Here is a 20253-nt window from a genome sequence, read left to right on the forward strand (position 1 = left end):
CCGGCCGGCTGAACGGTCAGGAAATACGGAGGCGGTCTGCTCGGGCGCCGGCGGCACGACGTCGCTGTCGGCGGCTGCGTCGGGAGGATCCGGAGCGCCCCCCGGTGTTCGACGACGCGGTCCACCTCCAGTTCGGTGTCGGCTCGCTCGGCGACGCCCTGATGGGCGAGCTACAGGCGCTCGACTTCGGCGACCGCGAGGGGGTGTACTTCGGGGGGCTCATCCAAGACGGCCTCTTCGACATGCTCGACGCCGGCGGGCCGGAAGCCGCGAGCGAGTCCGAGAGAATCGAGTGGCGGGGCGGCAACTACAGGCTGACGCCGCCGCCGAAGAAGTAGAGGTACACCCACCAGACGTAGCCGACGGCCAGCGCGGTCGCCGTCAGTACCTCCAAGACCGTGACGTAGGTGTTCCCGTGGGTCTTCCGGAATTCCTGAATCAGCTCGATGCGGCGCCAGACCGGCATCAGCGGCTTCGGAATGACTTCTTCGAGGCCGCCCACGCTTGACGTGTCGACCTGGTCTTCCGGGGCTTCTTTGCTCGGGCTCATTGTTTCACCTCACTGACGAACGGGCTCTCGAGACCGCGAACCATCACCTTCTCGGCGACGAAGACGGCGACGAAGACGGCGATGCCTGCGACCTTCACGATCATCATCGGGTACGTCATAATGAGTACGCCGAGCACCGTGAGCGCACTCCGAGTGAGGATTATGCGCCCGACGGACATCTCGAACGGGTAGTTCAGTCCGTAGATTATGGAGATGGCGCCAATCACGACCAGGAGGCCGACCAAGAGCGTGTTGAGGCCGGGAGACATCGAAATCAGACCGGGGTTGTAGACGAACGCGACGGGGAGGACGAACAGCGGGGCGGCGATCTTCAGCGCCGCTCCGCAGGTCCGCCAGAAGTTCGCCTCCGCGATGCCCGCCGCGACGACGGCCGCCGTCGCCACCGGCGGTGTGATGCCCGCCAAGATGGCCGCGTAGAACATCGTGTAGTGAGCGGTGATCTCCGCCACGCCGAACTCGGAGACGAACGTCGGGACGATGAGGATGGCGACGATGACGTACGCTGCGACCGTCGGCATCCCGACGCCCATCACGATGGCGACGGCCATGCCGAGCAGCACCGCGAACAGCAGCACGCCGCCGGAGAGGTTGATCATCAGCAGCGCGATCTTCGCGGGAACGCCGGTCGTCGAGAACAGGTTCACGACGCCGCTGATGACCACGAGGATGATGGCGATGGGCGCGAGGATGATGGCCCCTCGCCGGAAGCCGTGAATCGTGTTCTTGATCTGCGTGACGAACTCCGAGACCGGCGAGACGCCCGAACCGTCGACGAGTCGCTGGAGCGGCGGCATCAGAACGCCCGTGAGCATCATCGCGAACACGGTGTACATCGCCGACGTCATCACCGTGTACTGGGCGAAGCCGAGGTAGTAGATCAGGACGCCGAACGGGACGCCGAACCGGAGCGCCTCGGCGACCTTTTCGTTGCGCGAGAGCGTCTCGTCGAAGAACTCCGAGAACTCCATGTCCTGGTCGCTGGAGTCGCTGATCGCGGTGTAGTGGACCGCGATGGCGATCGACGCGACCAGGATCGCCGCGGGAACCAGCCCCGCGACGACGATGTTGAGGTACGCCACGCCGAGGTACGACGCCATCACGAACGCGGAGGCCCCCATAACCGGCGGGAGCACCTGCCCCGCGGTCGAGGCGACGGCCTCGATGCCGGCCGCGCGGTGGCCGGACATCCCGCTCTCCTTCATCGTCGGAATCGTGAACGACCCAGTCATGGCGGCGTTCGCGGTGTACGAGCCGTTGATGGAGCCGATGACCGCCGAGGAGAGCACGGCCGTCTGTGCCACGCCCGAGCGGATGCGTCCGGCCGCGACGATGGCGAGCCGGAGAATCAGATCGAACGCGCCGTACGCGAACAGCAGCCCGGCGTACAGGAGGAACGGGGCGATCCAGGACGCGGTCAGCTGCGTGAGCGAGCCGTAGAACCCGTACAGGTCCGTGACCGTCGCCTGTAGGAGGGTTAGCTGGCTCATCCCGGCGTGCCCGAGGACGCCGGGGACGGCGTCGCCGAACATCGCGTACAGCATCACGCCGATGACGAGCCCGAGGAACAGGTTCCCGAACTCGCGCCACGTGAGGTACAGCAGCGAGATGATGATGAGCCGCGCGAGCATGTACTCGTGTTCGCTGGCGAACCCCTGACGCAGGAGATAGACCGTCTCGAAGTTCAGGAAGAAGTAGAAGGACGCTGTGATGAGCACGCCGGCCGACGGTAGCAACACTAAGGCGTCTATCCGACTGCCTTCTTCGAGCGATTCGCGGGTTTCGTTGAGGGCGTACACCGTCATGATGCCGCCGACGAACAGCACGGCGTACTTGACCGGCGACCACTGTTGGGTGTACGCCCACCAGAGGACGGTCACCCAGAACAGGACGGCTATGAGCGTGACACCGACGTCGAGGCCTCGTAGCCACCCCGTGGGATCGGTCTGTTGTTCGGATTGTGTATCCATGTTTGGGTGTGGGTTTGTTTGTGGTAAAATAGTAGTTGGATTTCGGTTCGCGAGCCGGAACTACGTCGCGCCGAGAGGGTTTACGCCGTGTCGCCCTCTTGGAGGCTGTCGTCCCAGGCGTCGTTGTCCTTGTAGTACTGGACTGCACCGGGATGGACGGGGATGCGCTCCTGCGCGTAGGCGAGCATCTCCTCGGCGGAGTCGTAGTCGTTGAACTGCGCTTCCCCGTTGTTGACGACGTCGTTGTGCTCGTGGACGACGCGGCAGAGCTCGTAGACGGCGTCCGGGTTGGCCTCGGGGTTAAACGTGTAGTTGACCTCGAGGTCCCAGGTGAACACCTCGTCGGTGCCGATGTCGGTGCCCGCGATCTGCCAGTCGCTGTAGGGTGTTCGGGTCGTGCCGGCGCCGGAGTACGACTCCGCGGACTCGATGAGCGCGTCCGTCGGTTCGACGTAGCTGAGGTCGACGCGGGAGGCCATCTCCTGAACGAAGCCGGTGTAGCGAACGCCCGGCGCGCCGTACGCGATGGACGCGTCGATGGTGCCCTCCTCCATCGCGCCGGGCGCGTCACCGACGCCCATGTTCTGGATGTTCATCTGGTCGTAGACGTCCGCGGTCGGATCCTGCGACCAGACGTCGAGGGTCGTCGCGCGCGTCGAGTACCCCGGCTCGGCGGGGTAGACGTTCTTCCCGGCGAGGTCGTCGAACGTCTCGATGTCCGTGTCGGCGCGGGCGACGACGTAGATGCTGTACGGGAACGCGCCGAACCCGTACTGAGGGATGCGGGAAACCGACTGCTCGGAGAACCGGCCGCGGTCGTCGAGCGCCTTGTTGAGGGAGTTGTTGTCGGTGATACCGGCGTTGAACTGGTTCTGGGCCATCCGATAGATGGTCCCGATGTAGCCGGGGCTCTCGATGGTCGAGTAGTCGAGAGTGTCGCTCTCCTGGCTGACGGCACGTTCGACGGCGAGCCCGACGTCCTGGGTCCCGCCGGCGGACGTGCCGACGCGGAGCGAGAGTTCCTCGCTGCCGCCGTCGGAGCCGTCCGAACCGTCAGACCCGTCGGATCCGTCGGAGCCGTCTCCTCCGTCACCGCCGTCTCCTCCGTCACCGCCGTCTCCTCCGTCACCGCCGTTGCCGCTACAGCCGGCCAGTCCGGTGATGCCTACTGCGCCGGTACCGTACAGGAACTTCCGCCGATCGATTGAGTTCTCAGACATACTCAACAGAGTACTCCCGGTCGATCATTAACAATGTGTCTGTTTATTTCAGTTCAAACCGGAGGAATATCCATTATAATGATCTTCAGGGTACATGTCGCCGGATCGAGCTACTCGTCGCAGGCCGGCGTCGTCGGAACGAGTCACTCGTCGAAGATCACCGTCACCGGACGGTCGGCCGCGAGCAGCACCGACTGCGTCGTGCTCCCGAACAGCATCTTGCCGGTCGGGCTCCGGCGCCGCCCGCTCATCGTGATGTTGTCGACGTCGAGCTCCTCGGCGACCTCGATGATCGTCTCCGCGGGGTCGCCGTGCTCGCGCCGCTTCGACGTCGCGACCCCGGTCTCCGCCAGTCGGGCTTCGACGGCGGCGACGGCCTCTGGGTAGTTCTCCTCGTCCCACACGTCCTCGGAGTCGACGCGGCCCCCCTCGCCGCTGACCTCGAACCCCTCGTAGACGTTGAGCAGCACCGCCTCGACCTCCTCGGCGGCGTTCGGAAGCGACGCGACCGCGTCCGCGGCGGCCGGCGCGTGTTCTGTCTCTCCCCCGACCGGCAGCAGTACCCGGTACATACCCGCCACTACCCGAAAGCAGGTAATAAAAGTAGCTGCCGGGGAGGGGCGGCCGCCTACCGCGTCACCGGCGCGCTGACGGTCCCGATCGACTCGACGACCGCCCGCACCTCGTCGCCGGGGTCGATCGGCGCCGCGCCGGGCGTCCCGGTGCTGAACAGGTCGCCCGGCGCCAGCGTCATCACGTCGGAGTGGAACGAGACGATCTCCGCCGGCGGGAACAGCATGTTCCGGATCTCGTTTTCGGCCCGCACGTCCCCGTTGACCTCCGTCCGCACGGAGAGCCCCTCGAGGTCGAGCGGCCCTTCCGGCACCGCGATGGCGGCGCCTGGGACGAGGAACGTGTCGTAGCTCTTCGCCCGCGTGAGGAAGCGCGGGTTCCGCTGAAGCACGTCCTCGGCGGTCATGTCGATCACGGGGAGGAACCCCGCGACCACGTCGTCGACGTTGCCCTCGTCGACGTTCCGACAGGTTCGGCCCATCACGACCGCCAGCTCGGCCTCGGCGGTCACCCGCTCGCTCTGCGACTCCGGCGGCAGCCGGATCGGCCCGCCCGGCCCCGTGAGCACCGACGACGGCTTCATGAAGCTCGCCGGCTCCTCGGGGCGCTGCTCGTCGAGGTCTCCGGCGTGCTCCTCGTAGTTCAGGCCGATCCCCCACAGCTTCCCGAACGACTCCAGGGGCGCGCCGAACGACACGTCCGCCGCCGGGACGGGGTCCGCGGGCGCGTCGGCCGCGTCCCCCAGGTCGCCCGCGGCCGCCCGCGGGAGCGCGTCGCGGACCGTCTCCAGGTCCGGCTCGACGGCGCCGAGCGGAACGTATCCGTCCTCGCCGCCGAGGAGGGGCTCGCCGGTCGCCGTGCGCGCGAGGTACTTCATCGCCCGGTCACCCCGTCCGCCGTCCGCTCGTTCGCTCCGTTCATCTCACTCCTCCCGGTCCGTCCAGAAGTCGAACGAGCGCCCGGGCGCGAACACGTCGAGGCCGACCGCGCGCTCGTCGCCGGTGTTCTCGACCCTGTGAGGCTCGTTCGACTCCAAGAGCACGGAGTCGTTCTTCTGAAGGGTCACTTCGTCGTCCTCGGAGACGACGGTCAGCTCGCCCTCCAAGCAGAGGCACACCTGCTCGTTCTCGTGGTCGTGCATCGGGGAGCTGTGACCCGGCGGCTTCTCGAACCACTCGAAGGAGAAGCGGTCGCTGCCCGCCATCGACACGCGCCGCCAGCCCTCGTCGGGCTCGTACGTCTCCGCCTCGTCGAACGCGACCGGCTTCATAGGTTCGCTCCGGTCGATCCCCCGTCGATCGGGAGGGCGGTGCCGTTGACGTACCCCGACTTCGGCGACGAGAGGAACGCGACCGTGTTACCGAGCTCCATCGGGTCGCCGATGCGTTCGAGCGGATTCCCCGCCCAGTCGTCGAGCCCCTCCTCGTAGGAGTCGTAGTCGCCGCGCTCGACGGCGGCCTCGACGAGGTCGCGGATCCGGCTCGTCTCGTGGGGACCCGGCAGGACGGCGTTCGCGCGCACCTCCGGCGCGAACTCCTTCGAGAGGGTCTTCTCCAGCCCGATGACGCTCATCCGGACCGAGTTCGACAGCACGAGGCTGTCGATCGCCTCCTTCACGCTGCGGGAGGTGATGTTGACGATGGTGCCGCCGTCGCCCTCCTTGAGGTGCGGGTACGACTCCCGGGCGAGGCGGACGACGCTCATCACGAGCAGGTCGTAGGCGTGCTGCCAGTCCTCGTCGTCGGTGTCGAGGAACGCGCCCGAGGGCGGGCCCCCCGCGCTCGTCACGAGGTGGTCGATCGTGCCGAACTCGTCGACGGTCGCCTCCACCAAGGCCGCGACCTCGTCCGCGTCGGTGAGGTCGGCGGAGTGGGCGACGACCTCGCCGGTCGCGACGGCCTCGACCTCCTCCTTCGCGTCCGCCAGCCGCTCCTCGTCGCGACCGTTGATGACGACGTCGACGCCCTCCCGGGCGAGCGCCTTCGCCGATGCCTTGCCGAGTCCGCTGGACGATGCGGTGACGAGCGCCGCGTTCCCGTCGATCTGTAGGTCCATGTCTCACCCATCCCGAGTATGGCGTGAAAACGTTTCCCTACAGGCAACCGGGCGTCTCAGCCGACGACGCGGCGGGTCAGACCGGACGACTCGACGGGGCGACCGGACGACGCGACCGCTACGCGTCCGAGTCGCCGTCGGCCGCCGCCTCGAACCCCGCCGTCCCCGCGTCGAACGCCACCGCCTCGCGGTCGGTCACCGCCGCCGCCTCGGGGAGGTCCTCGACCACGGCCTCGGAGACGCGGAACTCGCCGAGGTCCTGCGTGTTCCGGATCCAGACGATCCGGACCGTCTCGGGGTCGTAGCCGCCCAGCGCCGCCAGCGCGGTCCGGAGCGCGAACTCGTCGTCGGGCGCCACCACTGGGAGCTTCGACTTCGCGAGCGACCCGCTCGTGAGCGCGTTCGCGTACGTCTTCTTCAGGTCGAGCTGGTCGACCGCGCGCTTCCGGGTGAGGTCCGCGAGCCCGATCCCGTTGCCGTTCCCCTTCGTCGCCTCCGTGAGCCCCCGCACGTAGATGAGATCGACGTCCGGCGTCTCCGGGTCGGGCGCGTTCAGGACGCGGTAGCGACCGATGACGTTCGTGTCCATGCCGGCGCCCGAGATCTCCTTGCCGATCTCGTCGACGACGAGCAGGTCGACGTCGTCGACCGGGAGCGTCGGCATCTCGTCGTAGGCGCGCTCCAGCAGCTCCGGCTCGCGGTCGAGGAACGACCCCGCGGGGACGGCCTCCACGTGGCCGATCTCCTCCTCGAAGTTCTCGACGAGCGCGACGCCGCCGACGATCGGGGTCTCCCGCTCGATCACGTCGAGGGCGGCCGTCAGCGTCTCGACGTACCCCTCGGCGATCGCCGTCGAGTGGAACGACTTCGCGCCGCGCTGCTTGCCGAGGCCGACGACGGTCATCTTCGCGAGCCCGCTCTCGATCGGCCCGGTGAAGTTGGTGTGGGCCTTCACGCGGTTCACGACGAGCACGGCGTCGGCCTCGAGGGCCGCCTCGGAGAAGTACACGGGGAGGTCGGCGTCGCCCACGCTCACCGTCGCCAGCTCCGCGGCCGCCATGCGCGCGTCGATCGGCGCGCCGACGGACTCCTCGGTGATCCCGAGCGCCGCCAGCACCTCGCGCTGCCCCTCGGGGGTCGCGCCGCCGTGGCTGCCCATCGCGGGCACGACGACCGGGTCGAAGCCGCGCTCGTCGAGACGGTCGACGACCCCCGCCGCGACCTCGTCGATGCGGTCGATGCCGCGGCTGCCGACCCCGACGGCCACCGTCGCGCCCGCCGGGAGGTCGCCGAGGTCGAGCGCGTCGAGCGACTCGCGCGCCGTCCCGACGGGGTCGTCGAGGCGCTCCGTCCGCGGCTCGTATCGCACCCGCGCGAACCCCGGGAGCGGCTGCGGGTCGATGAGTCCGTCGACGTCGGATCGCTCGGGGAACTCCATGTGCGGCCCCTCGCGGCGACGATACAAAAGCTGCCGGTGGCCGGGCGTCGTCGGAGCCGGATCCCTCGACACCGTGTCGACGGCCGGTGCCGGCCGAGGCCCCCGCGTCCGCCGCGGCCGAGAGCATTGCCGATACAGCGGTCTACTTGTATCCGTGTGACGCCGCACCACCCATGGAGATAACCGAAGTCGAGTCGTTCCCGATCAAGCTGCCGCTGGAGTCTCCCGTCTCCTTCTCCAACCGGACGCTGACCTACCGGGACCACGCGATCACGTACGTGCGGACCGACACCGGCCACGAGGGAGTCGGCTACTCGCTGGGGTACGAGGGGGCCGGCCTCATCGCCGACGCGGTCGAGTCGCTGCTCGAACCGCTCCTCGTCGGCGAGGACCCCCGCGACACCGAGCGCCTGTGGCACGAGATGTACGAGGGGAACGTCCAGATCGGCCGGACCGGGCTCTTCTTACGCGCCATCTCCACCGTCGACATCGCGCTCTGGGACGTGAAGGCGAAGGCCGCGGGGATGCCGCTTCACAAGCTGCTCGGCGGCCACTCCGAGTCGGTGCCGTCGTACGCCAGCGGCGGCTACTACCGCGACGAGAAGGGCCACGAGGCGCTCCGCGGCGAGATGCGGCGCTACCTCGACGAGGGCCACGACGTCGTGAAGATGAAGGTCGGCCGCCTCTCGGCCGACGAGGAGGCCGAGCGCGTCGCCGCCGTGCGCGACGAGATCGGCGACGACCGCACGCTGCTGCTCGACGCCAACGGCGTCTGGGAGTCCAGCACCGAGGCGCTCCGCAACTGCCGGGCGTTCGCGCCGTACGACCCGTACTTCATCGAGGAGCCGGTGATGATCGACCGCGTCGACACGATGGCCGAGGTGAACGACGGGCTCGACTACCCGGTCGCCACCGGCGAACTGGAGGGGACGCGGCACAACTTCGCCCGGCTCGCCGACACGGGTGCGGCGACGATCCTCCAGCCCGACGTCACCGTCTGCGGCGGCGTCACGGAGTGGCTGAAGATCGCGAACCACGCCTCGGCGTACGACGTCCAGATCGCGCCCCACTACAACTGGAACATCCACGCCTCCCTGCTCGGGGCCATCGAGAACGGCCTCTGGGTGGAGTACTTCTACCGCGACATGGACGTGAAGGCGTTCGACGACGTGGTCGCCGACCCGGTCGAGCCCGGGGACGACGGGACCATCGACCTCCCCGACCGCCCCGGCCACGGCGTCCCGCTCGACAAAGACGCGCTCCAGCGGTTCAAAGACGAATGAGAGACTACTCAGACCAGATCGACACCCGCGACCCGGACCGAGACGTACAGATCACCGGCCTCGACGCCTGCGTCGTCGAGGGGAACTTCGAGTGGAACCTGATCAGAGTGGAGACCGACGCCGGCGTCACCGGGATCGGCGAGGCGTACCGCGGCGGCGGCGTCCCGGAGCTCGTCGAGTACACGAACCGGTTCCTCGTCGGCGAGAACCCGCTCGACGTCGAGCGGCTCGTGCGGTACATCTTCCAAGAGATGTCGGGCCACGGCGGCACGACCGGAAAGGTCGTCACCGCGGCCTCCGGCATCGAGATCGCGCTGCTGGACGCGGCCGGGAAGATCCTCGGGCTCCCCGTCTACCAGCTGCTCGGCTCGAAGTACCGCGACGAGGTGCGGCTCTACTGCGACTGCCACGCCGGCGAGGCGTACGCGGTCGAGGACGGCGCGACCGCCTACGCCGACGCCGAGGCGTACTCCCCCGAGGCGTACGCCGCCGAGGCCGCCCGCGTCACCGACATGGGATTCGACGCGCTGAAGTTCGACCTCGACCTCCCGGCCGACAACGAGAACGACCCGTACAACGGGCGCCTGACGAACGCGGCGATCCGCGAGAAACGGGAGATCGTCGCGGCCGTGCGCGAGGAGATCGGGTACGACGTCGACCTCGCCTTCGACTGCCACTGGGACTACTCCGTCGAGAGCGCGAAGCGGCTCGCCGACGAGCTCGCGGAGTTCGACCTGATGTGGCTGGAGGACCTGATCCCGCCGGAGAACGCCGACGCTCAGAAGGAGGTGACGCGGGCGACGCGGACCCCGGTCGCGACCGGCGAGAACCGCTTCCGCGTGTTCGAGCTGTCGGACCTGATCTACGACCACGGCGTCGACATCGTCACCCCGGACCCGACGACCGTCGGCGGCCTCACGGAGACGATGCGGATCGCCGACCGCGCCGAGGAGAACTACATGCCGATGTCGCCGCACAACGTCTGTAGCCCGGTGGGGACGATGGCCTGCGTCCACCTCGGCGCGGCGACGCCGAACTTCGACCTGCTGGAGTACCACGCGCTGGAGGTCGACTGGTGGGACGACCTGCTGGCGCGCGACGAGCCGCTGATCGAGGACGGCCGCATCGCGGTGCCGGAGGCGCCCGGGCTCGGGATCGAACTCGACGAGGCCGTCGTCGAGGAACACCTGCTCGACGGGACCGACGGCTGGGCCTGAGACGCGGGGGCCGTTCCCCCGGTCGGCGGAATCGGCGGTTTCGGTCGGAGAGCGGACACAACTATACTTATTTATCCTTGGGATCGCAAGCGATCCTATGCTGGATTACTTCGACATGGAGTCGACGCTGTCAGAGGAGGAGCGGCTGCTCGTCGACTCCGCCCGTTCGTTCGTCGACGGCGAGGTGCCGGACATGGGCGACCACTGGATCGAGGGCACGTTCCCCACGGAGCTCGTCCCGAAGATGGGCGAGATGGGATTTTACGCGCCGAACCTCGACGGGTACGGCCTCCCGAACGTCAGCGAGACGGCCTACGGGCTCCTGATGCGCGAGCTGGAGGCGTGCGACTCCGGGCTCCGCTCGATGGCGAGCGTCCAGGGCGCGCTGGTGATGTACCCGATCCACGCGTTCGGCAGCGACGAGCAGAAAGAGGAGTGGCTCCCGAAGCTCGGCGCCGGCGAGGCCGTCGGCTGCTTCGGGCTCACGGAGCCGGAGCACGGGTCGAACCCGTCCGCGATGGAGACGATGGCCGAGCCGGACGGCGACGAGTACGTCCTGAACGGCTCGAAGACGTGGATCACGAACTCCCCGATCGCCGACGTCGCGGTCGTGTGGGCGAAGGACCACGGAGAGGAGGGGACGCCCGTCCGCGGGTTCCTCGTCGAGACCGACCGCGACGGCGTCACGACGAACAAGATCGACGAGAAGCTCAGCCTCCGGGCGTCGATCACCGGCGAGATCAGCCTCCAGAACGTCCGCGTCCCGGCCGAGAACCGCCTCCCCGACGTGGAGGGGATGAAGGGCCCGCTGTCGTGTCTGACGCAGGCCCGCTACGGCATCGCGTGGGGCGCGGTCGGCGCCGCGCGGGACTGCTTCGAGGTGGCCCGCGAGTACGCCACCGACCGCGAGCAGTTCGGCAAGCCGATCGGCGGCTTCCAGATGCAACAGGAGAAGCTCGCGGAGATGGCGACGCAGATCACGCTGGCCCAACTGCTCGCCCACCGGCTCGCCGACCTCAAGGAGGCGGGCGAGATGCGGCCGCAACACGTCTCGATGGCCAAGCGCAACAACGTCCGCACCGCCCGCGACCAGTCGCGGATCGCCCGCGAGATGCTCGGCGGCAACGGGATCACGGCCGACTACTCGCCGATGCGCCACATGACGAACATGGAGACGGTGTACACCTACGAGGGCACCCACGACATCCACACCCTGATCCTCGGCGAGGACCTCACCGGGATCCAGGCGTACCAGTAGCGCTCGCTCCGCGTTTTCGACGGGCCGTCCGAACCGCTTTTCACGCCACCCGATTCCGCAGCCCCTCGTACGCGCCGGTCTCGGCGATCCGTTCGAGGTTCTCGACGAGGACCTCCGCGCGCCGCTCCCAGTAGCGCGGCGTGTGGCCCGCGACGTGGGGAGTCAGGAAGACGTTCTCGAACCCCCACAGGTCGTGATCGCTCGGGAGCGGCTCCGGGTCGGTGACGTCTAAGGCGGCCCCGTGGAGGGCGTTCGACCGCAGCGAGGCCACGAGCGCCGGCGTGTCGATCACCGCACCGCGCGCCACGTTGACGACGACCGCGTCGGTCGGCAGCGCGTCGAGCTCCGCAGCACCCACCAGCCCCTCAGTCGTCTCCGTCAGGGGACAGGCGAGGACGAGCACGTCCGTCCCCGGCAGCACGTCCGGGAGGTCGTCGTAGCCGACCACCTCGTCGGTCGGGCCGCCCTTCTCCGGCGAGTAGCGGACGCCGATCGTCTCGACGTCGAACCCCTCCAAGCGGGCGACGATCGCCTCGCCGATGGCGCCGAGGCCGACGACCGTGACCGAGCTGCCGGCGAGCTCGGTGGACGACTGGAAGCGGCGCCACTCCCGGCGTCGCTGGCGGCGGCGCCCCTCGTCGAGCCGGCGGGCGAACGTCAGCACCCAGCCGAGCACGTGTTCGGCGACGTTCGGGCCGTGGACGCCAGAGGCGTTCGTCACCGCGACGCCGCGCTCGGCGAGCGCGTCCAGCGGGAGGTGGTCGACGCCGGCGGAGTTACACGCGAACAGCCGGAGGTTCTCGGCGGCCGCGACCGCGGAGGCGTCGATGTATTTCCCCGCGACGACCGTCGCCGCGCGGAGGTAGCGCTCGTGTTCGTCCGGCGTCGCCGCGAGGCGCACCTCGCGGTCGGGGAGCCGCCGGGCGAGTAGCTCCGCGTAGTCGGCCGCTGGGATGCCGTGCGCGTCGTGGTCGAGGACGGCGACGTCGATGGCGGACATGGTCGCCGCGTCGCGGCCGGCCGACAAAGCTCTCGGGGGTCGCGGCCATCGAAGCGGGCGGACCGCCCTACCCCTCGGTCCGGATCGGCGGCGACGCGCTCATCAGGAGCAGACAGCCGATCCCGACGCCGGCGCCGACGACGCCGGCGCCGACGCCGACCGCGCGGACGGCCGTCTCGAACCCGAGCGGACGGGTCGCCAGCGCGACGGCGACGCCCATGACGATCGGAGTCGCCGTCGCGGCCGCGCGTCCGCTCCCCTCGCCGAGGCTCACGAGCCCGCCGCGGAGGGCCGGGGGCGGGAGGGCCGTGATGACGCTCCGGTAGATGGAGAGCACGAGCCCGAACCCGATCCCCATGAGGGCGACGCCGACGGCGGCGACCGAGAGCGACCGAGCGAGGAAGGCGAGCGCGAGTCCGGCGCCCATCGACAGGTTCGTCGCCACGAGCGGGTAGAGCCGATCGTCGAAGGCGTCGGCGATCCGGCCCGCCTGCGTCGCCGCGAGCGCGTACGTGAGGCTCGCGAGCGCCGCGAGCGCCCCCGCCTCCGCCGGGGTGTAACCGAGCACGTCGACGACGAGGATCGAGTTGTAGGTGAGGAAGCCGAACCACGCGACGTTCGCGCTCCCGCGGGCGACGACCATGGTCCACGCGCGGCGCTGCGCGACGAGCCCGCGCATGTCGGCGAGCTGTGTCCGGACTCCCGCCTCGCCGCCCTCCTCACCCGCCTCGTCCGCCTCCTCACCCGCCTCGCCGCCCTCCTCACCCGCGTCGCCTCCCATCCCGCCGGACTGGTCGAGCGGCTCCTCGAAGTGGACGTAGACGACGGCGGCGATCGGGAAGGCGACGGCGTACAGCAGGAACGGGTACTGCCACGCCATCCCGACGAGCACCCCCGCGGCGAGCGGGAACGCCGTCTGGGAGAGCCCCGAGCCCGTGAACCGGAGTCCCTGGGCGGTCGCCTCCTTCGTGCCCGCGTACAGGTCGCCGAGGCTGGTGATGATGATCGGCGTGAGCGCGGCGAAGCCGATCCCTTGGAGCGCGCGCAAGGCGAGCGCCGCGCCGAACGTCGAGACGAAGGCGATGGCGGTGCCGGTGAGCCCGAACCAGACCAGCCCGAACAGCAGGACGGGCCGCCGGCCGTACCGGTCGGAGACGACGCCGGCGATCGGGATCACGAATATCGACGGCGCGGTGAACGCCGACATCATGAGGCCGATGTTCGCCGTCGAGGCGCCGAGCGGCTCGACGAGGCTGCCGAGCACCGGCGAGAGGAGTGCGGTGCCGAGCGGCGGCAGGACGTTGATGAGCAACAGCAGCTGGAAGGGTCGCTCTCGGACGATCCCCGAGTCGGCACCCGCGAACGACGAGAGCGATGCCACGACCGGCCGCACGCCGTCGCCCGTGGTAAATCTACGTGTCGGCGAAGGGGGCAGCGCGCCGGCGACGGCCCGATCCGACGCCGTGGACCGCGCCGAGCGGGACGGCGCCGGCGAGCGGCCCGAACAGGTCGATTGAGAGCGTCGTCGCTCGACGGTCGGGACGGGACCGCTCAGTGGGCGGTAGTACCGAACCGGTGGAATCGTCACGACGACACTCTTGTGGCCGCGGGTTCGACGCCGAGGTGATGCGAACGAGTTTCAACGTCCCAGAAGGGCTGATCGAGGAGTTCGACCGAGCGTGGCGAGACGAGGGGATCGAGAACCGGTCGCGGGCGGTCCGGGAGGCGATGCAGGAGTTCGTCGAGTCGCACTCGCGGCTCGAGGACATCGACGGCGAGGTCGTCGCGCTCGTCGGCTTCGACTACCGCCACCACGAGGTGATCCGAGAGCTCCACGGCACCCAACACGAGTACCAGGACGTGATCCTCAACACGAGCCACACCCACCAGGGCGAGTGGTGTCTCGAATCGCTGTTCTGCCGCGGGGACGCCGAGCGCGTCCGCGAACTGACGTACCGACTCCGGGACTTCGACGCCGTTCGCAGAGTGAAGGTGATGCTGATCCGCGACGGCGACTGACTCCGGAGTTTCCGGACGAACGCGTCTCGACGCGGAACGGATCCGGCCGACAGATTGATGTCTGTCGTCTATCCAACTTGGTTCGGTGTTCGAAGTCGTCGCGTTCGCCGTCGCGGCGGGCTGCCTCTTCGGGCTCTCGACGCTGATGGTCGTCTCTCTGCTCGCGCCCGAGCGTCGGCCCTGGCCCGCCGGCGACGACGACCGGAAGCGCTGCGTCTACCTCGCGCTCAGCCGCCCGCTGCTGCCCACGGTGTTCGCGACCGGCGTCCTCGACTGGAACGCCGGCCCGCTCGCCGCCCCGTGGCGTCTCGCCGTCGGCGCCGTCGGGATTCTGATCGCGTTCGCCGTCCTCAGCAAGTCCGCCGTCGATCTCGGCGAGGACGCGACCGAGGGCCGCGAGGACGAACTCCGGACAGACGGCCTCTACCGGTACACCCGCAACCCCCAGAACGTCGGCTACGGCCTCCTGTTCGCGGCGTACGCCGTCCTCGCAAATTCCCCGCTCGTCGGGGCACTCGCCGTCGCGGTCGCCGTCTTCGGCGTCCTCCAAGTGCTCGCCGAAGAGGCCTGGCTCCGCGACACCTACGGCGACGCCTACGAGGCCTACTGCGAGCGCGTCCCCCGATTCGTCGGGGTCAGGACGTTCGCACGCGCGCTCAACGACGACGACTGACCTCGGACGCGATCCGACGCGCCGAGGCGCACCGATGAGTCGGAAGCGCTCGCCGAGGAGATGGCCGAGGCGTCTCGCGAGGCGAACGAGTACCTCGACGACGCTCCGGAGTGGTAATCCGATGGAGGTTCGCCGCGGCGACGTCGTCATCGTCGACCTCGACCCCACGGAGGTGTCCGAGCAGCGCGGGACGCGACCGTGTCTCGTCGTCCAGAACGACGTCGGGAACGAGAACGCACCGACGACCATCGCCGTACCCTTCACCGCCGCGCGAGGCGACGATCTGTATCCGTTCGAAGTGCTGGTCGAGGAGGCGGAGTCGCCGCTCCGGGAGGAGTCGGTCGCGCTCTGTAGTCAGGTTCGGACGGTGTCGATCCGACGCCGGATCAGGGACAACATCGGCTCCGTGCCGGCGTCCCGTATGGAGGAAGTCGACGAGGCGCTCAGATACAGCCTCGGGCTGCGAGAGCTTTAGCGGTTCTCCCGCTGTTCGACCTTGTTCAGTTCGATCAGCAGCCGGAAGATGGCCTTCACGAGGTTGGCGTCCACGTCGAAGCGCTCGGCGTTCTCGCCGGCGCGCTCCATCACGCGCTCCTCTTGGCCCTCGTCAGTCGTCGGGAGGTCGCGTTCGTCTTTCACGGCCGCGACCGTGTCTGCGACGTAGGTGCGGCGAGCGATCAGTTCGACGATCTCGCGGTCGATGTCCTCGATTTCGCGTCGCAGTTCGTCGAGGCTTCGGTCCTCGGTGTTGGGTGTGTCGCTCATTGGTAGGTGATGGGGTCGGTGGGTGGTGTGCCAGCGGGTGCTTACTCGACGGCCGCGCCGTCGTTCCTGGTCGTCGTTCGTCGCAGCGTTCCGGGGCGGTCGCCCCACGCGTCGGCGACCGCGTCGAGGTCGGCCTCGGGGTCGGCGGGGTCGGCGACGGCGACGACGCTCGGGCCGGTCCCTGACAGCGACACCGCGGTGGCGTGCGGCATCGCCTCGACGGCGGGGTCGGCGTCGAAGCCGAGCGCGGCCGAGAAGGCGAGCCCGTTCACGGTCATCGCCTCGCCGTACCGCCCGTCGAGCGCGAGGTCGGCGACGAGGTCGGCCATCGGCGCCACGGCCTCGCAGCGCGCCACGTCGGCGTCGGCCGAGTAGGCCCGTTCCGGTGGCGTCCAGACGAGGGCGTTCCAGTCGACGGGCTCGCGAACGCGCAGTTCGTCCGCGGCGTTGTCGGTGACGGTGACGCCGCCGAGCATCGACGCGGTCGCGTCGTCGAACGCGCCCGTGACCGTGACGCCGGTCTCGCGGGCCGCCCGCACGCCGAGCCGGCAGGCCGCCAAACGGGTGACGTCGACCGCGGGGTCGTCTGGGTCGTCGCCGACCGCGTCGTCAGTTGCGCGGCCGTCGTCGCCGACCGCGTCGTCAGTTGCGCGGCCGCCGTCGCCGACCGCGAGCCCGAGCGCGTCGCAGGTCGCGAGGACGGTCGCGTTGGCGGCCGCGCTGGAGCTCTTGAGGCCGGCCGCCAGCGGCACGTCGCTGTCGGTCCGGACGCGGCCCCCCTCGCCGTCGCCCCAGCGCTCCGTCGCGAGCGCGACGCAGCGCTCGATCAGGGCGGTGTCTGCGTCGGCGTCCTCGGCGATCTCCCCGTCGACGCCGTCGGCCGCGGGGTCGAGTTCGACCGTCGCGCGCGTCTCGACGTCGATGCCGAACGCCGCGCCCGTCCCGGTCGCGAGCGCGTTCAACACCGTCCCGGCGCCGAGCGCCGCCGCCCGTCCCTCCATGGGTTCACGGCTCGCGAGCGCGGACAAAGAGGTAGCGATCACGGCGAGTCTCTCTGCCGGGAACTCACACCGATCGCGGCCGCCGCACCGCCTCAGATCGGCTCGGCGCGCCTGACCGCCGCGTCGACTGCGTACCGGTCCGGTTCGGGCCGGACGCCGGTCCGTCGGCTCGGGAACGTGATCTCGACGGTGAACCGTCGGGGCCGCGAGCCGTCGAACCGGTCGTCGCCCGTGAACCGCCGCGTGACGTAGTCGAACCCGACCGCCCCGCGCTCGTCCGATCCCGCCGGGGTCGCGTACGCGTCGACGCGGAACTCGACGACACCGTACTCGAACCGTCCCGCGTTCTCGACGGTCAAGCGAGCCCGGACGGTCGTGCGTCCCCCGCCGTCGCTCACTCCCAGGACCGTCGCGTCGGTGACGACGAGCCCCGATCCGTCCGGCTCGACCTCGTCGGGGGTCGTTTCGCCGCCGCCCGCGTCGCCGTCGGACTCCCCACCGCCGTCGCCGTCTGCGTCGTCGCCGTCCGTGTCGTTACCGCTCGCGCCGTCGCCGTCCGTGTCGTTACCGCTCGCGCCGTCGCCCGCCTGTCGGGCGTCGGAGCCCTCCTCCTCCGAGGTGACGAGGCAGCCGGCCAGTAGCCCGGCGGCGCCGGCCGCGAGGACGCCTCGCCGCGACGCGCGTCGGATCCGCCCGTCGGGTCGCTCGCTGTCGGCGGGGTCCCGCCCGCCGCGGTCGGGGGTCATCGCATCACCGTCCCGAGGACACCGGTCGACGCGCCGACGGCGCCGGCGACGAACGCCGTCGCGAGCGTCGGCAGGGCCGCGTCCGCGAGCCCGTGCGCCTGCGCGGCGGCGTCGCCCTGCGAGACGACGATCACCGTGACCGCGATCAGCCCGTACGCCAGCGCGCCGAGGCCGGTCCCGAGCCCGCAAGTCGTCGCCGCGGCGACGACGCCGCGGGCCCGCGAGCCGACGAGGACGCCGAGGACGCCGGCCAGCGGGACGGCGGAGACGAGGACGGTCGCGGTCGCCGCGAGGTACGACTGCGCGACGAACACCGGCCCGAACCGCGCGGTCTCGCCGGTCGCGGCGGTCGCCAGCGCCGCCTCCGCCCAGCCCGTCGCGGCCGCGGCGACGATTCCGACGCCGACGCCGACCAGGGCGAACGCCGCGGCCACGAGGCCGATCGCGTTCGCGTTCACGCGCCGGTCACCCACCCGTGCCGTAGTCGGCCGTGCCAGCCGACCCGCTCCTCCCACGCGTCGCCGGAGAAGCCGGTCGCGAGCAGGAACTCGCCCGCCCGGACGACGTAGCCGTACTGGACGCCGGCGTGCTCGTCGAAGCCGTACCGCTCGCCCTCCGCCTCGCGGTGGTAGAACCGGTGCCAGGCGGTCGGGCCGGCGTCGGTTTCGGGCGTCGCTCCGCCGTCCGTCTCGGACCCGTTCCCGTCGTCGGACGAATTCCCGCCAAAGTCGGAGCCGGCGAGGGTCGCCTCGGGGTCGATCGGCGCGCGACCTTCCGTCGCGCCCTCGTCGAGGGCCGCGGACAGCCGCGCCTGTGCGGTCTCGGCGTCAGGGTACCGCTGGACGTGGACCGGGACGCCGTCGAGTTCGCGGGCCCAGCCCTCGAACGCTTCCCGGCGGCGGTTCCCCAGCGGCGGGCGGTCGGCGAACGCGACGAACAGCTCCTCGACGCGGTCTTCCGGCCGGGGGATCGGGCCGAGCCGGGCCCGTAGTTCCCGCTGACGCTCGGGGCCGAACGCGTCGCCGTAGATCCGCGGGATCCGGTCGCGGTCGACCCCGTCGCGGTCGTACGGCCGGTGCGCGAACGTCGAGAAGCCGCGGCTCGCGACCGCGAGTTCGACGAGCGTTCCGGTCGTGACGCGTCCGCGCTCGGGGTCGTCCGGCGGCAGCGGCGCCAACAGCCGGCGGAACAACCGGTTGTGAATCGGGTTCCGAGAGAACTCTTCCTCGACGTAGATGGAGGTGCCAATGCTGGCGAGGTCGGTCCGCATCCGGTCGAGTTCCTCCAGCGCGCGGTCGACGTCGCCGCGGGGCGCGAACTCCCGCAGGACCGCGACGTGTCGGTCGATCCGGGCGCGGATCCGGGGGCCGGGCGAGAAGTGCGGTTCGAGGGCCTCGGCCGCGCGGTCGGCCGCGGTCTCGCCGGCGGCCGCGACCGCGTCGACCTGTTCGGCCGTGATTTCCGCCTCCTCGTCGACGGTCCGGCGGACCGACCGGACCGTCGAGACCGCGTCGGCTATCGCGTCGCGGTAGGTCGCGACCGCGTCCGGGTACTCGGTCGCGAACCACACCGCGTCGTCGACGACCGCGCGAGTCGCGTCCGCGAGCGCGGCGTTCGTCGTCGGCGGGTCGCCGTCGGCCTGCTCGGGCGGGTCGTCGGGAGGGCCGTCCTCGGGCGGGTCGCCGCCGGGGTCGTCCCCGTCGCCCGGCGCGTCGGCCCCCTCCGGGGCGTCGGGATACTCGACGCCCTCGACGCCGAGACACCCGGCGGTCCCGACGAGGGCGGCGCCGACGCCCAGAAGCGTCCGTCGCGTCCGTTGCATGACACGCACTCCCCGCGGCAGGAACTTAAATGTGGTACGCCGATTCTCGCGGCTGAGGCCGCCCCGTCACGCACTCCTTCGGTCGGGCCGTCTGCGGGCGCTGTCCGGCGCGTTCCGGCGCACTCCGGCGCGACGGCCGAGCGCGTCCCTTTTGAGGCCGGCACTCCGAGCGTCGCGTATGTCCGCGCCAACGCGCAGCGACGTGCCGCCGACGTCGATCGGCGTCGACCTCCGCGAGGAGGGCGTCGTCGTCGAGTACCTCGACGGCCGGACGACCCTCTACCGGGGCGTCCCCGAGTCGGCCGAGGGATCGGTGACCGCCGGCCCCGGCAAGGAGACCCACGTCCTCGTCACCGACCCCACGGAGACGGAGGGCGTGATGACGTACGTGAACGACTACAAGACCGACGACGAGATCCTCGAGGAGTCCGGCGTCGGCCGCGTCATCGTCGAGGACGGCGAGCGCGACGAGGTGTTCCCCGGCGTGATCGTCGGCCGGGACGGCCAGCGCAACGAGGTCGTCGCCGACCCGGAGGTCGCCGGCGGGCGCGTGTTCGTCTTCGTCGAGGACGGCTGGACCGAGGGGAGCTACGAGATCGTCGAGGGTCCCGAAGACGGCCTCGACGCGCACCGGTGACCGCGCCG

At 70.2% G+C, this 20253-nt stretch carries 23 protein-coding genes; 8 read left to right on the plus strand and 15 right to left on the minus strand.

Annotation, left to right across the window (positions count from 1 at the left end):
* Positions 1–104 precede the first annotated feature (104 nt).
* Positions 105–338 carry a hypothetical protein gene (locus AC4NMM_RS08935; RefSeq protein ID WP_394338331.1) on the plus strand — a complete coding sequence of 78 codons (234 nt, stop codon included), beginning with the start codon at positions 105–107 and terminating at the stop codon, positions 336–338.
* Here the strand turns inward: AC4NMM_RS08935 and AC4NMM_RS08940 are convergent.
* The 8 genes from AC4NMM_RS08940 to AC4NMM_RS08975 form a co-directional block, all read right to left on the minus strand.
* Positions 308–550, minus strand: coding sequence for a hypothetical protein (locus AC4NMM_RS08940; RefSeq protein WP_096395255.1), 243 nt, complete (start codon positions 548–550; stop codon positions 308–310). The two genes, AC4NMM_RS08935 and AC4NMM_RS08940, sit on opposite strands and share 31 nt — an antisense overlap.
* Positions 547–2538 (minus strand): TRAP transporter permease, encoded by a 1992-nt coding sequence (locus tag AC4NMM_RS08945; RefSeq protein ID WP_491924117.1) that lies wholly within the window; start codon positions 2536–2538, stop codon positions 547–549. Before AC4NMM_RS08945 ends, AC4NMM_RS08940 begins: the two co-directional genes overlap by 4 nt.
* A gap of 80 nt (positions 2539–2618) precedes the next feature.
* Positions 2619–3758, minus strand: a complete 1140-nt coding sequence (locus tag AC4NMM_RS08950; RefSeq protein WP_491924118.1) for a TAXI family TRAP transporter solute-binding subunit — start codon at positions 3756–3758, stop codon at positions 2619–2621.
* A gap of 143 nt (positions 3759–3901) precedes the next feature.
* Positions 3902–4330 (minus strand): universal stress protein, encoded by a 429-nt coding sequence (locus AC4NMM_RS08955; RefSeq protein ID WP_491924119.1) that lies wholly within the window; start codon positions 4328–4330, stop codon positions 3902–3904.
* 56 nt (positions 4331–4386) lie between these two features.
* Positions 4387–5208: a fumarylacetoacetate hydrolase family protein gene (locus AC4NMM_RS08960; RefSeq protein WP_096395247.1), complete on the minus strand. Its 822-nt coding sequence runs from the start codon at positions 5206–5208 to the stop codon at positions 4387–4389.
* 45 nt (positions 5209–5253) lie between these two features.
* On the minus strand, positions 5254–5601 hold the full coding sequence (locus tag AC4NMM_RS08965) for a cupin domain-containing protein (RefSeq protein ID WP_017344206.1): 348 nt from the start codon (positions 5599–5601) through the stop codon (positions 5254–5256).
* Entirely contained in the window at positions 5598–6386 is a 789-nt protein-coding gene (locus tag AC4NMM_RS08970) for an SDR family oxidoreductase (RefSeq protein ID WP_096395245.1), read from the minus strand. Before AC4NMM_RS08970 ends, AC4NMM_RS08965 begins: the two co-directional genes overlap by 4 nt.
* A 118-nt stretch (positions 6387–6504) precedes the next feature.
* Positions 6505–7824 carry a nickel pincer cofactor-dependent isomerase, group 22 gene (locus tag AC4NMM_RS08975; RefSeq protein WP_491924120.1) on the minus strand — a complete coding sequence of 440 codons (1320 nt, stop codon included), beginning with the start codon at positions 7822–7824 and terminating at the stop codon, positions 6505–6507.
* A gap of 173 nt (positions 7825–7997) precedes the next feature.
* Between AC4NMM_RS08975 and AC4NMM_RS08980 the strand changes: the two genes are divergently transcribed.
* The 3 genes from AC4NMM_RS08980 to AC4NMM_RS08990 all read left to right on the plus strand — a co-directional run bounded on the left by AC4NMM_RS08980 (position 7998) and on the right by AC4NMM_RS08990 (position 11582).
* Positions 7998–9107 carry a mandelate racemase/muconate lactonizing enzyme family protein gene (locus AC4NMM_RS08980; RefSeq protein ID WP_096395241.1) on the plus strand — a complete coding sequence of 370 codons (1110 nt, stop codon included), beginning with the start codon at positions 7998–8000 and terminating at the stop codon, positions 9105–9107.
* A complete protein-coding gene (locus AC4NMM_RS08985) occupies positions 9104–10324 on the plus strand; it encodes a mandelate racemase/muconate lactonizing enzyme family protein (RefSeq protein ID WP_491924121.1) in 1221 nt (406 codons plus the stop codon). The genes AC4NMM_RS08980 and AC4NMM_RS08985 overlap by 4 nt, the downstream gene beginning before the upstream one ends.
* A gap of 97 nt (positions 10325–10421) precedes the next feature.
* Positions 10422–11582, plus strand: coding sequence for an acyl-CoA dehydrogenase family protein (locus tag AC4NMM_RS08990; RefSeq protein WP_491924122.1), 1161 nt, complete (start codon positions 10422–10424; stop codon positions 11580–11582).
* A gap of 40 nt (positions 11583–11622) precedes the next feature.
* Here AC4NMM_RS08990 and AC4NMM_RS08995 read toward each other — a convergent pair whose 3' ends face one another.
* Positions 11623–12582: a D-2-hydroxyacid dehydrogenase gene (locus AC4NMM_RS08995; RefSeq protein WP_491924123.1), complete on the minus strand. Its 960-nt coding sequence runs from the start codon at positions 12580–12582 to the stop codon at positions 11623–11625.
* Positions 12583–12649: 67 nt separating this feature from the next.
* On the minus strand, positions 12650–13963 hold the full coding sequence (locus AC4NMM_RS09000) for an MFS transporter (RefSeq protein ID WP_491924124.1): 1314 nt from the start codon (positions 13961–13963) through the stop codon (positions 12650–12652).
* 245 nt (positions 13964–14208) lie between these two features.
* Here AC4NMM_RS09000 and AC4NMM_RS09005 point away from each other — a divergent pair, with 245 nt between their 5' ends.
* The 3 genes from AC4NMM_RS09005 (at position 14209) to AC4NMM_RS09015 (ending at position 15749) form a co-directional block, all read left to right on the plus strand.
* A complete protein-coding gene (locus AC4NMM_RS09005; RefSeq protein WP_096395233.1) occupies positions 14209–14601 on the plus strand; it encodes a CopG family ribbon-helix-helix protein in 393 nt (130 codons plus the stop codon).
* Between the two features lie 85 nt (positions 14602–14686).
* Entirely contained in the window at positions 14687–15274 is a 588-nt protein-coding gene (locus AC4NMM_RS09010) for a methyltransferase family protein (RefSeq protein ID WP_096395231.1), read from the plus strand.
* Positions 15275–15395: 121 nt separating this feature from the next.
* Complete coding sequence (locus AC4NMM_RS09015) at positions 15396–15749, plus strand: type II toxin-antitoxin system PemK/MazF family toxin (protein ID WP_096395229.1); 354 nt, start codon at positions 15396–15398, stop codon at positions 15747–15749.
* Here AC4NMM_RS09015 and AC4NMM_RS09020 read toward each other — a convergent pair.
* The 5 genes from AC4NMM_RS09020 to AC4NMM_RS09040 all read right to left on the minus strand — a co-directional run bounded on the left by AC4NMM_RS09020 (position 15746) and on the right by AC4NMM_RS09040 (position 19608).
* Entirely contained in the window at positions 15746–16039 is a 294-nt protein-coding gene (locus AC4NMM_RS09020; protein WP_096395227.1) for a chorismate mutase, read from the minus strand. The genes AC4NMM_RS09015 and AC4NMM_RS09020 overlap by 4 nt on opposite strands.
* A gap of 41 nt (positions 16040–16080) precedes the next feature.
* The gene (locus AC4NMM_RS09025; protein ID WP_096395225.1) at positions 16081–17040 is read right to left on the minus strand and encodes a shikimate kinase; all 960 of its coding nucleotides are present in this window, start codon (positions 17038–17040) and stop codon (positions 16081–16083) included.
* A 92-nt stretch (positions 17041–17132) separates the two neighbouring features.
* Complete coding sequence (locus tag AC4NMM_RS09030) at positions 17133–17786, minus strand: hypothetical protein (protein ID WP_491924125.1); 654 nt, start codon at positions 17784–17786, stop codon at positions 17133–17135.
* The gene (locus AC4NMM_RS09035; protein WP_096395221.1) at positions 17783–18244 is read right to left on the minus strand and encodes a hypothetical protein; all 462 of its coding nucleotides are present in this window, start codon (positions 18242–18244) and stop codon (positions 17783–17785) included. The genes AC4NMM_RS09030 and AC4NMM_RS09035 overlap by 4 nt, the downstream gene beginning before the upstream one ends.
* Positions 18241–19608 (minus strand): hypothetical protein, encoded by a 1368-nt coding sequence (locus AC4NMM_RS09040; protein ID WP_096395219.1) that lies wholly within the window; start codon positions 19606–19608, stop codon positions 18241–18243. Before AC4NMM_RS09040 ends, AC4NMM_RS09035 begins: the two co-directional genes overlap by 4 nt.
* Positions 19609–19786: 178 nt before the next feature.
* Here AC4NMM_RS09040 and AC4NMM_RS09045 point away from each other — a divergent pair, with 178 nt between their 5' ends.
* Positions 19787–20245, plus strand: a complete 459-nt coding sequence (locus tag AC4NMM_RS09045) for a DUF5796 family protein (protein WP_017344187.1) — start codon at positions 19787–19789, stop codon at positions 20243–20245.
* Positions 20246–20253 lie beyond the last annotated feature (8 nt).

The organism is Halorubrum sp. SD41, assembly GCF_058630335.1.